This is a genomic window from Corynebacterium sp. HMSC29G08, from assembly GCF_001806875.1.
In the GTDB taxonomy this organism is placed as follows: Bacteria; Actinomycetota; Actinomycetes; order Mycobacteriales; family Mycobacteriaceae; genus Corynebacterium.
This window is the reverse complement of sequence record NZ_KV786274.1, coordinates 8,589-22,239: the sequence shown is the minus strand read 5'-3', so window position 1 is coordinate 22,239 and position 13,651 is coordinate 8,589. Positions and strand designations below refer to the sequence as shown.

Annotated in this window: 17 protein-coding genes; 11 read left to right on the top strand and 6 right to left on the bottom strand. The window is 60.7% G+C overall.

What is annotated here, in order from left to right; genetic code table 11:
- Positions 1-92 precede the first annotated feature (92 nt).
- Positions 93-839: a DedA family protein gene (locus HMPREF3101_RS10680; RefSeq protein WP_070465456.1), complete on the top strand. Its 747-nt coding sequence runs from the start codon at positions 93-95 to the stop codon at positions 837-839.
- Positions 840-1,105: 266 nt separating this feature from the next.
- Here the strand turns inward: HMPREF3101_RS10680 and HMPREF3101_RS10675 are convergent, their stop codons facing one another.
- The gene (locus tag HMPREF3101_RS10675; protein WP_070465454.1) at positions 1,106-1,957 is read right to left on the bottom strand and encodes an NAD(P)-dependent oxidoreductase; all 852 of its coding nucleotides are present in this window, start codon (positions 1,955-1,957) and stop codon (positions 1,106-1,108) included.
- A gap of 20 nt (positions 1,958-1,977) precedes the next feature.
- Here HMPREF3101_RS10675 and hemL point away from each other — a divergent pair, with 20 nt between their 5' ends.
- The 8 genes from hemL to HMPREF3101_RS10635 all read left to right on the top strand — a co-directional run bounded on the left by hemL (position 1,978) and on the right by HMPREF3101_RS10635 (position 9,374).
- Positions 1,978-3,312, top strand: a complete 1,335-nt coding sequence (gene hemL, locus HMPREF3101_RS10670; protein WP_083280223.1) for a glutamate-1-semialdehyde 2,1-aminomutase — start codon at positions 1,978-1,980, stop codon at positions 3,310-3,312.
- Entirely contained in the window at positions 3,309-3,944 is a 636-nt protein-coding gene (locus HMPREF3101_RS10665; protein ID WP_070465451.1) for a histidine phosphatase family protein, read from the top strand. The genes hemL and HMPREF3101_RS10665 overlap by 4 nt, the downstream gene beginning before the upstream one ends.
- Before the next feature lie 21 nt (positions 3,945-3,965).
- A complete protein-coding gene (locus HMPREF3101_RS11980) occupies positions 3,966-4,541 on the top strand; it encodes a TlpA disulfide reductase family protein (protein WP_052205482.1) in 576 nt (191 codons plus the stop codon).
- 3 nt (positions 4,542-4,544) lie between these two features.
- Positions 4,545-5,324: a cytochrome c biogenesis CcdA family protein gene (locus HMPREF3101_RS10655; RefSeq protein ID WP_052205481.1), complete on the top strand. Its 780-nt coding sequence runs from the start codon at positions 4,545-4,547 to the stop codon at positions 5,322-5,324.
- A 21-nt stretch (positions 5,325-5,345) separates the two neighbouring features.
- On the top strand, positions 5,346-6,989 hold the full coding sequence (locus HMPREF3101_RS10650) for a cytochrome c biogenesis protein ResB (RefSeq protein WP_070465448.1): 1,644 nt from the start codon (positions 5,346-5,348) through the stop codon (positions 6,987-6,989).
- A 71-nt stretch (positions 6,990-7,060) separates the two neighbouring features.
- The gene (ccsB, locus tag HMPREF3101_RS10645; protein ID WP_070465462.1) at positions 7,061-8,086 is read left to right on the top strand and encodes a c-type cytochrome biogenesis protein CcsB; all 1,026 of its coding nucleotides are present in this window, start codon (positions 7,061-7,063) and stop codon (positions 8,084-8,086) included.
- Between the two features lie 3 nt (positions 8,087-8,089).
- The gene (gene galE / locus HMPREF3101_RS10640; RefSeq protein ID WP_070465446.1) at positions 8,090-9,091 is read left to right on the top strand and encodes a UDP-glucose 4-epimerase GalE; all 1,002 of its coding nucleotides are present in this window, start codon (positions 8,090-8,092) and stop codon (positions 9,089-9,091) included.
- Positions 9,084-9,374 (top strand): helix-turn-helix domain-containing protein, encoded by a 291-nt coding sequence (locus tag HMPREF3101_RS10635; protein WP_070465443.1) that lies wholly within the window; start codon positions 9,084-9,086, stop codon positions 9,372-9,374. The genes galE and HMPREF3101_RS10635 overlap by 8 nt, the downstream gene beginning before the upstream one ends.
- A 135-nt stretch (positions 9,375-9,509) precedes the next feature.
- Here HMPREF3101_RS10635 and HMPREF3101_RS10630 read toward each other — a convergent pair whose 3' ends face one another.
- Complete coding sequence (locus tag HMPREF3101_RS10630; RefSeq protein WP_052206471.1) at positions 9,510-9,767, bottom strand: hypothetical protein; 258 nt, start codon at positions 9,765-9,767, stop codon at positions 9,510-9,512.
- A gap of 41 nt (positions 9,768-9,808) precedes the next feature.
- Between HMPREF3101_RS10630 and HMPREF3101_RS10625 the strand changes: the two genes are divergently transcribed.
- Positions 9,809-10,132, top strand: a complete 324-nt coding sequence (locus tag HMPREF3101_RS10625; RefSeq protein ID WP_070465440.1) for a DUF4229 domain-containing protein — start codon at positions 9,809-9,811, stop codon at positions 10,130-10,132.
- 6 nt (positions 10,133-10,138) lie between these two features.
- Here the strand turns inward: HMPREF3101_RS10625 and HMPREF3101_RS10620 are convergent, their stop codons facing one another.
- The 4 genes from HMPREF3101_RS10620 to HMPREF3101_RS10610 form a co-directional block, all read right to left on the bottom strand.
- Positions 10,139-11,053, bottom strand: coding sequence for an AEC family transporter (locus HMPREF3101_RS10620; RefSeq protein WP_070465438.1), 915 nt, complete (start codon positions 11,051-11,053; stop codon positions 10,139-10,141).
- 18 nt (positions 11,054-11,071) lie between these two features.
- On the bottom strand, positions 11,072-12,085 hold the full coding sequence (locus tag HMPREF3101_RS10615; protein WP_070465436.1) for a 1,4-dihydroxy-2-naphthoate polyprenyltransferase: 1,014 nt from the start codon (positions 12,083-12,085) through the stop codon (positions 11,072-11,074).
- Positions 12,086-12,299: 214 nt separating this feature from the next.
- Complete coding sequence (locus tag HMPREF3101_RS12210; protein WP_168160193.1) at positions 12,300-12,458, bottom strand: hypothetical protein; 159 nt, start codon at positions 12,456-12,458, stop codon at positions 12,300-12,302.
- Positions 12,459-12,557: 99 nt separating this feature from the next.
- Positions 12,558-12,905 carry an ArsR/SmtB family transcription factor gene (locus tag HMPREF3101_RS10610; protein ID WP_070465433.1) on the bottom strand — a complete coding sequence of 116 codons (348 nt, stop codon included), beginning with the start codon at positions 12,903-12,905 and terminating at the stop codon, positions 12,558-12,560.
- 115 nt (positions 12,906-13,020) lie between these two features.
- On the opposite strand from HMPREF3101_RS10610, the gene HMPREF3101_RS10605 reads away from it, so the two are divergent.
- A partial coding sequence (locus HMPREF3101_RS10605; protein WP_371327079.1) for an arsenic resistance protein occupies positions 13,021-13,651 on the top strand: 631 nt, incomplete at its 3' end.

Below are 13,651 nucleotides of genomic sequence, written 5' to 3'. Positions count from 1 at the left end.
CACCACGGTGTTACTAAATGCACGCGCGCAACACCACGCCCTTAGAACCCAGGCTGTGATCTGCACTGTGATCTGCATTAGGTTGATTCCTTATGAGCGAGAACGTGAACGTCGGCGAAGAGGCCACCGCAGAGCCAACCGCCAACAAGGAATGGTGGGAGGAAGACGGCCTGCCGTGGAACGGTCAGCCGTCAAAAGCGGACTACTGGTGCCTTGGCTGGTTCGGGTTTGTCGGCCTGTTCGGCCTGGCCATGATCCCGCTGCGGGCGTGGCTGCTGGGTCTAGACCCGCCGATCATGTTGGCGTTGACGGGGTCGCGCTTGGGTGCGGCATCCACAGGAGCACTGGCGGCGGTGGGCCAAGCACCGCACTGGCTGGTCTACCTGCTGATCGGTTCGCTGGTTGCCATCAAGTTCGACTGGATCTACTGGTGGGCAGGCAAGTTGTGGGGCAGGGGGATTCTGGACGTCCAAGCGTCCAACTCCAAACGAGCCGCCAAGAACATCGAGCGTGTTGAACACTGGGCGCTCAAACTCGGCTGGCTAGGTATTTTCCTGGCGTACGTACCGATTCCGTTGCCCATCGCCTTCGTTGTATTCGTGCTGATGGGCATGACCGGGATGCCGCTCTGGAAATTCATGGTCCTAGACTTCGTGTCCAAGACGCTGTGGTCCTTCCTTTACCTGGGCCTCGGCTGGTGGATCGGCGAGCCAGTAGTCACCGTGCTGGACCAGTACGCCAAGATTGCCAACTACATCGCCATCGCGCTCGTAGTTGTGGTGCTGTTCGGGGTGTTCCGGAAGCAGTCCAAGGCCAAGCCCGCCAAGCCGCAGGTCTAAACGAACTGCCGTCGGCCAAAGCAGATGCCGCCAAAAAGAATTCAGAAAGAATTCAGGGCTGCGTTTGGAATCCTGAATTCGTTTCCCGAAACCGGGCAAGGAATTCAGTATCCTCAGGTCGCTAAGAGGGGCAATACAAAATAATTCAGTGCTAGGCCGAAATCACTGAATTATTTCTGAATTCTTTCTTCCGGGCATGGCCGCATCCCGTTCACAACCAACCAGCCCCAACCAGCCTCAACCAGCCTCAACCAGCCCCAAAAGGCTTACACGTCTCGGTGTACGACCACGGAAGACAGATCCTTGTCGCCATTGCCGGCGGCCTGCTGTGCTTCCAAAGAGCGCAGGGCTGCGGCGACGGCGGGCAGGTCGGTGTCAGCGGCGTCGAGCATCAGGCGCGCGTCTTTGGCAATGGCGTCAACAGAAAAATCGCCCGGATCTACATCACGCTCACCCAGCAAAAACGGTGCTTTCATGTTCACGATGAACTCCAGGCCGGTGGAGCTGAGCATGGAGACCACTTCGGATTCGCTCAGTCCCTGCGAAAGGCCAAGGTCCAACGCCTCGCGGAAGCCTTCCAGGCTCACGGCCAGGGCAAGGTTGGCCAGCAGTTTGCCCACGGCGGCCTTGGCGGCGGTGTCTACTTCGCGCAGGCGCTCGGGGTTGGCCGCCGACCAGGGGGCGACGGTTTGGGCGACCACGTGGCGTCGGTAAGCATCTGCTCCACCTACATAAACCCCCAGCTTGCCGGCGCGGGCAGGCGGCAGTGTGCCAACCACCGGGGTGTGGACGAAGCCGGGGACGGCGGCGGCGAACTCGGCAGCATCAGCAGGGGAGATGGTGGTGGAATCCGCCCAAGTCACATCGGGTGCGATAAGACCGGGTTCAATGACAACCTCCCGGACCTGCTCCGGCCCGAACAGTGAGGTGATAACCAGCTCAGCGCCTTCAACCGCCTCCTTCGGGGTAGCTGCGGCGCGCGCGCCGGCGGCAACCAAAGGTTCGGTTTTGGATGCGGTGCGGTTCCAAACGGTGAGCTCGTGGTCCTCGTGGTCATTGACAAGTTTGAGTGCAAGCTCAGTTCCCATGCGGCCGAGGCCTAAAAACGCGATCTTCATATGGCCTAGGATAGACAACCATGACCACGCAGGACTTTAGTCAAATGCCAACCTCAGCCAACACCAAGCGTTCAGCGGAGCTATTTGCCCGCGCGCAGCAACTGACTCCGGGCGGTGTGAACTCGCCGGTGCGCGGCTTCGGCTCCGTCGGCGGCCAGACTCGCTTTATCAAGAGCGCGCATGGATCCAAGCTTATCGACGTTGACGGCAACGCCTACGTTGACCTCGTGAACTCCTGGGGTCCGATGATCAACGGCAACGCGCGCCCGGAGATCCTTGAGTCCGTACAGGCAGCGATGATGGACGGTTTGAGCTTCGGTGCGCCGACCGAGGCCGAGGTGGAGATTGCAGAGCACATTGTGCAGCGCACCAGCGTTGATGAGGTGCGCATGGTCAACTCCGGTACGGAGGCCACCATGTCTGCGGTGCGTTTGGCGCGCGGCTTTACGGGCCGGCCGAAGATTATCAAGTTTGACGGCTGCTACCACGGGCACGTGGACGCACTGCTGGCCTCGGCGGGCTCCGGCTTGGCTACGTTTTCCCTGCCGGACTCCCCGGGTGTGACCGGCGCGCAGGCGGCGGACACGATTGTGGTGCCGTACAACGACATTGATGCGGTGCGTCGTGCGTTTGAGGAAAACCCGGGCGAGATCGCCTGTGTGATCACGGAGGCCGCGGCCGGCAACATGGGCACCGTTGCGCCGAAGGACAACTTCAACCAGAAACTGAAGGATGTTGCGCATGAGCACGGCGCACTTTTGATTTTGGACGAAGTGATGACCGGCTTCCGCACTTCCCATTCCGGCTGGTACGGCGTGGACAGCGTGGCGGGTGACTTGACCACGTTTGGCAAGGTCATCTCCGGTGGTCTGCCGGCGGCGGCTTTTGGTGGTCGCCGCGAGATTATGGAGAAGCTCGCACCGAATGGTCCGGTGTACCAGGCGGGCACCCTCTCCGGTAACCCGGTGGCGATGGCAGCGGGCTTGGCCTCGTTGAAGCTGGCCTCTGAGGACATTTACCCGCAGCTGCACCGCAACGCGGACCTGTTGGGCAGCCTGATCAGTAACGCGTTGACCCGTGAGGGCGTGGCGCATCACATCCAGCGTGCAGAGACGATGCTGTCCGTGCGGTTCGCAGAAGGTGCGGGCCACAACTTTGCAGACATGAAGGCTGCGGACACCTGGCGTTACCCGGCGTTCTTCCACGCGCTGCTGGACGCTGGCGTGTTTGCGCCACCGAGCGCGTTTGAGACCTGGTTTGTGTCCACGGCGCTCACCGATGAGGACTTTGGCCGTATTGAGGCAGCGCTGGTCCCGGCGGCGAAGGCTGCGGCGCAGGCGGAGCCAAACGCATGACCGAAAGCCTGACTGAAAGTACGCCTGTGCCGACGCGCACCATCGTTCACCTTGTGCGCCACGGCGAGGTGTTTAACCCGCAGCGCATTTTGTACGGGCGCCTGCCGGATTATCACCTGAGCTCTCGTGGCCAGTCCATGGCTGCGGCCACGGCGGAGTTTTTCGAGGGCCGCGACGTGACCTACCTTGCCGCCAGCCCCCTTGAGCGTGCACAGGAGACAGCGCAGCCGATTGCCAAGGTCACGGGCCTAAGCATTGATACGTGTGAGGACATCCTGGAGGCCGACAACACGTTTGAGGGGCTGCGCACCAAGGGGTGGCGTTCTCAGCTGTGGAACCCGAAGCGCTGGCGCTACATGCTGAAGCCTTGGCAGCCCAGCTGGGGCGAGCCGTACGAGGAGATTTTCCAGCGTATGGATCGCGCGATTGAACAGGCTCGCCAGAAAGCAGAAGGCCACGAGGCGGTGCTGGTGAGCCACCAGCTGCCTATTGTTACCGTGCAGCGCTTCGTGCAAGGCAAACCTTTTGCGCACGCGAGCCGTGAGTGTGACTTGGCAAGTGTGACGTCACTTGTGTTTGAGGGCGACGTTGTTATTGACTGGTCATATTCCACTCCGGCCGGACACATCTAGAAAAACCCAAGAAAGCTACCTGTGAGAACGAAACGAATCCTGCCCGCACTTGTGTGCGCGCTCGCCCTTGCTGGTTGTTCAACTACTGGCGGCGATAGCGGCGGCACGTTCTCGTTCCACTCTCCAGGCGGCCAGGTTGAGATCCGCTATGACCAGGCAGACCGCAAGCCGTTGGCAAACTTCAGCGGTGAGTCGCTGATGGAGCCGGGCACCGATATCAACCTGGATGACTTCGCTGGCCAGGTCGTGGTGTTGAACGCGTGGGGCCAGTGGTGCGCCCCGTGCCGCGCGGAGGTTGATGATCTGCAGGAGGTCCAGGAACACTTCGAGGAGATCGGCACGGGCACAGTACTTGGTATCAACGTGCGTGACCCGAACCCGGAGATTTCGCGCGACTTCCTCAAAGACAACGCGGTGACCTACCCGTCTTTGTATGACCCGCCGTTTAAAACCGCGGCGTTTCTTGGCGGCGTGCCTAGCTCCGTGATCCCAACCACCGTGATCCTGGACAAGGAACACCGCCCAGCGGCGGTGTTCCTGCGGGAAGTAAGCGCCCAGGACATTCTTGACGTGGTTGCAGAACTTGAGGCGGAGTAGCCGATGGGGGAGGCGTTTTCACAGCTAGCGGCAGAAGGACCGCTGCTGCTTGGCATGCTGGCCGCGGCGTTGGCCGGGTTAGTCTCTTTTGCCTCCCCGTGCGTGATCCCGCTGGTGCCCGGCTACATTTCCTACCTCACGGGCGTGGTTGGCGGTGAGGTCAACTACGGGGAAGACGGCCCGCGGGTAACCAGAAAACGTGGTGCGGTGGCCGGTGCGGCAGCGCTGTTCATCGCAGGGTTTACCGTGGTGTTCCTGTTGGCCACGGTCAGTGTGTTCGGGGCGATTAGCATGATTCGTCTCAACGCCGAGATGCTCATGCGCATCGGCGGTGTGGTGACCATCCTGATGGGCGTGGTGTTCATGGGTGCGGTCCCGGCGCTGCAGAAAGACACCCGCATGCAGCCGAAACGCTGGGCCACCATCTTCGGTGCGCCCCTGTTAGGCGGCGTGTTTGCGCTTGGCTGGACGCCGTGCCTTGGGCCGACGCTGGCCGCGATCATCTCCGTCGCCGCAGGTACTGAGGGCATGACGGCGGCGCGCGGAGCGATTCTGGTCACCGCCTACTGTTTGGGGCTGGGCTTGCCGTTTCTGCTTATCGCCATTGGCTCGGCGCGTGCGGTCAAAAGCGTGGATTTCCTGCGCAGGCATTCCCGCCAGATCCAGATCATCGGCGGTATCGCCATGATTGCGGTTGGCATTTTGCTGCTCAGCGGCGTGTGGGAGACATTTATTGGGTGGACTCGTCAGTTCACCGTCGGTTTCGGAGAGACAGTAATTTAACAGTAATTTAAAGGATTCAACATGCAGATGCTGAAGAAGGCGTGGCACTGGCTGACAAGCATGCGCACCGCGCTTATCTTGCTGTTCCTGCTAGCCTTGGCTGCCATTCCGGGCGCGCTGCTGCCACAGAGGCAGGTCAGTGCGTCGCTGGTAGATGACTACCTCAAGGCCAACCCTACGATGGGGCCGATCTACGACAAGCTGCAGTTTTTCGACGCTTTCTCTTCCACCTGGTTCGTTGCCATCGTTGTGCTGCTGATGATCTCCCTTGTTGGCTGCATCATTCCGCGCTCGGTGGATCACTGGCGTGCGTACCGCGCGAAGCCGACGCGTGCGCCGAAGTTCCTCTCGCGCATGCCGTTGCATGAGTCCGGGGTGGTGGCGGCACCGGTGGATCAGGTGAGCGCGGATACGCAAAAAGCTCTGCGCCGTTGGCACACCGCGGTGTATCAGCCGGGGGAGGACCGTGCCGGCGCGCTGTCTATTTCGGCGGAGCGTGGTTACTCGCGTGAGCTGATGAATCTGCTGTTCCACGTGGGCATTGTGGGCATGATTGTCACCTTCGCCCTTGGCAGGATGGCTTTTTATGAGGGCCAGGCGATCGTGGTCACCAACTCCGAATCCGAGCATGCGGTGCCCGTGCAAAACTCGCGCGAGTTCTGCAACACCAGCCCGTCTAACTTCGATGTGTTCAGGGCCGGTTCGCTTTTCGACGGCACCGGGCTCACCCCCTTCTGCTTCGAATCCCAAAACTTCCGCTCCGATTACCTGCCGAATGGCCAGGCGTTGGGCTTTTGGTCCGACGTGACGTACACCGATGACGTGACCGCGCCGAAGGAGACGTGGGAGCAGGCAACGCTGCAGGTCAACCACCCGCTGCGCATTGGCCAGGACCGCATCTACCTGCAGGGGCACGGGTTTGCGCCGCAGATCACGGTGACGTGGCCGAACGGGGAGTCGCGTACGCAGATGGTGCAGTTTAGGCCCACTGACCTGCAAACGTTTTTGTCCTCTGGCGTGATGCGTTTTGATCCGCCGGCGGGCATGTATCCGGATCTGATGGAACGCCGCCAAAACCAGCTGGCGTTTGAGGGCGTGTTCGCGCCGACTGCCCAGTGGACCGGCCCGAACCAGGACATGCTGCAGTCCGCCTTCCCGTCCATGGAGGACCCGGCGATGGCGGTGGAGGTGTACGTGGGCGACGCCGGCCTGGACACTGGCCGCCCGCAGAACATTTTTGTGCTGGACCAGTCGCTCATTGCCTCCGGGCAGTTGCAGAAGACGCAGCGTCTCACCCTTGAGCCGGGCGAGGAAGCCCGCGTGGACGTGGGTGATCCGGCCGGCCCGATCACGGTGCGTTTTGATGGTGCCGCCGAGTTTGCCAACTACCAGATCTCCCGCGACCCGTTCCAGCGCTGGGCGCTGGTAACCACGATGATTATGTTGGCGGCGCTGGCGGCGTCGTTAACCATCAAGCGCCGCCGCGTGTGGGTGCGCCTGCACCCGGAGACCACCGCGGCTGGTGAGGCCGTTACTCGCGTAGAGATCGCTGGCCTTGCCCGCACGGACCGCGCCGGCTGGGGCAGCGAATTCGACGAAGTGGTGGGCGTGATCCTTGGCACCCACGATCAGAGCGAAGAAGAGTTCGAAGAGGGTGACCTCTAGGACGTTGCTAACAGGCCTGTGACCCGCTAAAAGGTTGGAATTGGCCTGGTAAGTGGGGTACGTTAATGCACATGCTCGTGGATACAACAATGGCCTCACTTTCGGACTTGACGTTCCGCACGGCGTTTGTCATTTACATCGCCGCGCTTGTCATGTCGTGCATTTACTACGGTCGCCTGCTTGGCATCGTGGATCTTCGTCGTGAGCGTGCGGAGCTTACCGCCCGCGCTGAGGAGAAGGTGGCTGTTGGTGCTGGTTCTTCGGTGCTGACCAAGGAGCGCCCTGATGAGCCGGTTGATAGCGCGGCGCTGGACGCTGAATATGAAACCCGCGTGAGTAAGGCGCGTCAGTGGGCGAACATGACCCAGGCGTTGGTCTGGTTCGGTGTGACGCTGCACATTGTCTCTTTTGTTACCCGCGGCATTGCCACGGAGCGTTTCCCGCTGGGCAACCTGTATGAGTACATCCTGTTCATGACGGCGGTGATCATGGTGACCGCGGCCGCCGTGGTGCAGCGTAAGGGTTGGCACTCCCTGTGGCCGTGGCTGCTCTCACCGATGGTGATCACCATGTTCCTGAACTCCACGGTGTTCCACTTGAAGGCGGCCCCGGTGGTGCCGGCGCTGCAGTCCTACTGGCTGCCGGTCCACGTGTCCTCGGTGTCTATCGGCGCGTCCATCGGCATTGTCTCCGGTGTGTTCGCACTGCTCTACCTGCTGCGCATGTGGCAGCCGAAGGGGCAGGAGCACGGCTTCTTCGGCGCGATTGCTAAGCCGCTGCCAAGCGCGAAGACCTTGGACACGATCACCTACAAAACGGCGATTGTGACCCTGCCACTGTTCGGAATTGGCATTGTCTTCGGTGCGATCTGGGCTGAGGTTGCCTGGGGCCGGTTCTGGAACTGGGACGCGAAGGAAACCGTGTCCATGATCACCTGGGTGCTCTACGCCGCTTACCTGCACGCGCGCGCAACCGCTGGCTGGAAGAACTCCAAGGCCGCGTGGATCAACGTCTTTGCATTGGCAATGACGGTGTTTAACATGACGTATGTGAACTTTGTTGCTGCGAGCCTGCACTCCTACGCTGGGTTGAACTAATCCATGAAGGTCTTGATTACGGGTGGGGCTGGCTACATCGGCTCCACCATTGCCAGCTGTTGTGCGGACAGTGGCATAACGCCGGTTATTCTTGATGATTTTTCTGCGGGTTTGCGCGTATTCGCCCAGCGTTTTGATTACTACGAGGGCGATATTGCAGATGCTGCGCTGATCGATCGTATCGCCACCGAGCATCCCGACATTGACGCGGTGGTTCACTGTGCGGCAAAGATTATCGTTCCGGAGAGCGTGGAAAAGCCGCTGGCGTATTACAGCAACAACGTGGCCAAAACCGTCGAGTTGCTGCAAGCCCTTGAGCGCCACGGCATCACGCGGTTCATTTTGAGCTCCACGGCGTCTATGTATGAGCCGGGGCCGGACTACATGGTGGATGAGCACAGCGCGGTCAACCCGCTAAGCCCCTATGCGGCGTCCAAGCGGATGGTGGAGCGCGTGCTGGAGGATACGCCTACGATTACCTCCTTGTCGTTGCGGTACTTCAACCCAATCGGCGCTGATCCGCAGATGCGCACCGGCTTGCAGAACCCGCACCCCACGCACGCGATGGGCAAGATGATTGAGGCCCACACGGCTGGCGAGCCGTTTACGGTTACGGGTGTTGAGTGGCCGACTCGAGACGGCTCCGGTCTGCGCGACTACGTCCACGTGTGGGACCTTGCGCGTGCGCATGTGGCGGCGCTGCGCTTCCTCGCCGAGACTTCTCACGCCCACACCACCATCAACCTGGGCACCGGCCAGGGAACCACAGTTTTTGAGCTTGCCGAGGCGTTTGGTGAGGCCACCGGCACCCCATTGGACATTCGTACCGCCCCGCCGCGCGACGGCGATGTGGTCGGCTGCGCCACCCGCACCACCAAAGCCCGTGAGGTTCTTGGTTGGTCCCCGGAGCTTTCGCTTATCGACGGCGTACGCCACGCCCTCACCTGGTCCCAACACCACCTGCCGGCGGTGTTGGACGAAGAGAAAAGGCTGCGCGATGACTAGAAGTCAGCCCGGGGATACGCCGAGGAGTCAGCCGCGCAAGAAGGTGGGCAAACCCGCAAGCGATAACCCGACGTTGTTGGCGCTGGGGGAGCAGCTGGCTTCCCAGCGCCGCGAACTTGGCCGCGTGCAGCAGGACGTTGCCAGCGCTGCCGGTGTATCCCGCTCCACGCTGCACACCATCGAGCATGGTGGCGAGGGCGTGCGCTGGGAGAAAGTCGCCGCGGTTGCTGAGGTGCTCGGCCTCCGGCTGTCGCTCACGCCCAGCTCTGGTGCCGGCGCCTAGCCCCGAAAGCCCCCTGACCAGCGCTAACCCCACCTGTCACACTGGCCTCATTGCAAACATTTCGATTTGTTACGGATGTGACTAGAAAACCGCAGGACGCTGAAAGATTTCGCATTTGTTTTCAGCGCCAGCCAGCTAGCTTCCTTCTTCGCGACGCTTCCGCCGCTCCTCTTCCTCTTTCTTACGGCGCTCCGCCTCTTCTTTCGCGCGGCGTTCCTTGAAGCGGTTCTTCTCAATGTTCCAGAGGAACTCTTCGTCATCGTCGGGGCCTTTGATGGCCGGGCGTTGCTCGGGGGCGCGGGTTCCGTAGCGTTCGGCGGAACCCGGGCCGAAGGCGCGCCACATGAGGTAGACGGCAAGGATGATCAGCAGGATGAGAAGTACGCGTCCCATAGATTCCAACATTACTAGCCGCCGCATTATGGTTGGGAAGTGTGACCGATACGCAACCCACCGCTACAGAACCGACCATTGACCCGAACGCCCGCGCCCGCGCGAACAAGGCGGCCGCTATCTACGGCCTGTACCGTTTGCTGCTGTTTTTGGCGCTGACGGTGGTGATCCAGGGCGTGGCCATGTTGATTGGCGCGCCGGTGCCGTTGATTATCTCTGCGTTGCTGGCGTTGATTGTGGCGTTCCCGCTGTCCATGCTGATCTTTACCAAGCAGCGCGTGGAGGCTACGGAGGCGCTGGCGCAGTTTAAGGCGCAGCGTCAGGCTCGCAAGGACTGGATCGAAGGCGAACTTGCCAAGCGCTAAACCCAGCTAGTGCCCGAACAGCAGCGCGATCACCAGCATTGCCGGCAGTGAGAGGAATGTGGTGATGAAGACGGTGTCGCGCGCCACGGTTTCGCCGACGCGGTAGGTGGCGGTGTAGTTGTACACGTTCTGCGCGGTTGGCAGGGCGGCGAGGATGACCGCGGCGTAGAGATCGGAGCCGCTAAGCCCAAACGCGCTGCCGATGGCCCACGCCATTGCCGGCATGCCCACCAGTTTTAAGGTGGAGGCCACCAGGGTTGGCACGCGCTCTTCATGCAAGACGCCGTCGCCCTTTAGGGAGGCACCGAAGCTCATCAGGATCAGCGGGATGGACGCGCCGCCGAGGATTTCCAGTGGCGCCATGATCGGGTCGGGCACCGTCCACCCGGAGGCGGAGACCACAAACCCGGCGATAGCGGCAACAACCATCGGCGCGGTCAGCCCGGCCACAATGGCCTTCAGCGTTGCGCCCTTTTCAGAGCCGCCCCAGTTCAGGCCGGTGATGATCAGTGGGGTAAGGATTGCTACTTGGAGCACCAGGACGGGCACGGCATAGGTGGCATCCCCGATCACGTAGGTGGCAATTGGCAGTCCAATGTTGATGGAGTTGTAGTAGCTGGAGCTGGCGGCGCCGGCCATGGTTTCGGCGACTGGGCGTTTAAAAGCAAAAAAGCTCAACAGCCAGTACAGAACCATGATGGCTACGGACGCCACCGCCACCACCCCAACCACCTTGGAGTAGAACACGCTGGTGTCGGATACCGCGACGCTGGAGAAAATCAGCGAAGGGGTGGCGATGTAGAACGCGATCTGGTTCAACATCAGCCGATTGTTTTGACGAATGATGCCTTTCTGGGCAAGAAAGAAACCGGCACCAATCACCACGAAGATGATCGAGAAACCGGTTAAGACATCAAGCATGTCGGACAGCCTACGCCATTAGAATGGCATGCCAGCCGTAGGCAGGTGCATGGACCACCCGAAGTCGGCGCCGCCTTCGGTGTAGGGGACTGGCTGGCCCCAGAAATAAGCACCGAAGAACGCCAAGCCGAGGGCTGTTGCGATTGACCAGATCAGCATTGCTTTGCCGTTCATCCCCAGCACGGGGATCAGGTCCTTGCCAGTTGCGCCGCGGCGCACAATTACTATCGACGCCACCGCAAACGGCAAAGCCGCAAACCCAACAAACACCAGCGGAGTACTGAATCCAAGCAGGATGGTGACTACGAATGGGACGAGGGTGAGGACGGTAAACAGGGTTCGAGACGCAGAATCACCAATGCGCACCGCGAGAGTTTTCTTGCCGGCGGCGGCGTCCGTGCGGATGTCACGAATATTATTGGCCAGATTCACCGCGGCCGAGATCGAACCGATCGCTACGGCACACAGGAAGCCTTCGCTGGAGAGGAATCCGGTCTGCACAAACTCCGTGCCCATTACGGCGACGAGGCCGAAGAAGATGAACACGGCCAGCTCGCCAAAGCCCGCGTAGCCGTAGGGACGCGAGCCGCCCGTATAGAACCACGCCGCGGCGATGCAGATAATGCCGACCAACAGCAGCCACCACGATGAAGTTGCCGCCAGGATGAACCCGAACACCCCAGCTACACCGAACGCCACAAATGCCGCGAGCTTAACGGTGTCCGGCGGCACCGTTCCTGACGCCGTCAGGCGCGCCGGACCCGTGCGGTCTTCATCAGTACCGCGGACGCCATCGGAGTAGTCATTGGCAAAGTTCACGCCAACTATCAACGCCCAGGCCACAAGGAGCGCGAGTAGCGCCTTGCCCACGTGCGGACCCTCAGTACCCCAGTACGCCGCGGCACCCGTACCGGCGATGACGGGGGCGAAGGCGTTCGGCCAGGTGTGGGGGCGTGATGCTTGCCACCACGCTTTCCAGTCAATTGCGTCTGTGAAGGGGTTCTTGCTTGCGCCCGAATGCACGTTGGTCATGGCAACTATCATGCCCTTTCGAGGCGAATGGGGCTAGCGGCGTGGGCTAGCGGCGTCTTGTCTGCTCGCACTTGTCTGCTAGCACTTGTCTGCTAGCAGGCAGCCTGGTTCGTGGGGTTCTACTAGCACACAACACGAAAACGATGCTGTGTCTACACATTCCACCTGGGGTTTTGCAAGCCTGTTTTCGTTATCTGCTAGCAGGCAGCGTGGTTCATGATGGTCTGCTAGCAATTTCCAAGAACACCATGGACTCCATGTCCAAAAAGACACCGGACTCCATGTCCAAAAACCCTATGGACATAACAGGACTAGCGGCGTCGACCTTGCCGTCCTCACCAGTGGGGATACCGTCATTTCCCTGATCGCACACGGATCGAGGGTGAAGTTGGCACCTTCCAAGAACTGTCCGGCGGCAACGACACCCAGATTGCGGCGACGTATTCAGCAGAGAACGTGGGGCCCGTTAGCCTCAGTCCATCTGCAGCACAGTGCGAAGTTCCTCGAACAGCTCCGGGTGCAGCCGGTGTATGACCGTCCTGCCCTGGCGGCTCTTTTCTAGGAGGCCGGCCTTGGTAAGCATGTTGAGGTGGTGGGAAACTGTCGGTTGGCTTAGCCCGGAGCGTTGCGTGAGTTCGCCCACGCTCATCGGCTCGCAGCCCTCTTCGGCGATTCTGGAGAGAAGTTGTAGCCGGCCGGGGTCCGCTAAAACTTTGAATAGGTCCGCGTAACGCGTCGCGTCGGCTTCGGAGAGCAGACCGGAGCCCAGTGAGCAGCAGTCGAGGTCAGTGTTTTCTGTAGTGGCGACGTAATCTTTCATGCTTCTTACCTCGTTATATTGACAGTGATAAATATGAGACTTAGTGTTCGTTTTGAATGCCGTCAATTGATAAGGATTCCAGATGGAAGACACAACCTCTCAGCCAGTAGAGCGTATGTCATTTCTTGACCGCTTCCTACCGGTGTGGATCATGCTCGCCATGGCGGCGGGCCTCGCCCTTGGCCGGGCAGTGCCGTGGCTTTCGGGCGCACTTGAGAGTCTCGAAGTCGGAAGCATCTCGCTTCCGATCGCGCTCGGCCTGTTGGTGATGATGTACCCGCCCTTGGCCAAGGTGCGCTACGACAAAACCCGGGAAATCGCCACAGACAAGCGGTTAATGACCGTCTCCATCATCTTGAACTGGATTGTCGGCCCTGCGTTCATGTTTGCACTCGCCTGGATTTTCCTGCCGGATGAGCCGGAGCTGCGCACCGGCCTAATCATCGTCGGCCTCGCCCGCTGCATCGCCATGGTGCTGGTGTGGTCGGACCTGTCTTGCGCCGACCGTGAAGCCACCGCAGTGCTCGTCGCTATCAACTCGGTGTTCCAAGTGGTCATGTTCGGGGTGCTCGGCTGGTTCTACCTGCAAATCCTGCCGAGCTGGCTGGGTTTGGAGACCACCTCGGTGGAGTTCTCCTTCTGGGCGATCGTGTCTTCCGTGCTGGTCTTTTTGGGCATCCCGCTGTTGGCCGGGCTGCTGTCTCGCATCATTGGCGAGCGCACCAAGGGCCGCGACTGGTACGAAA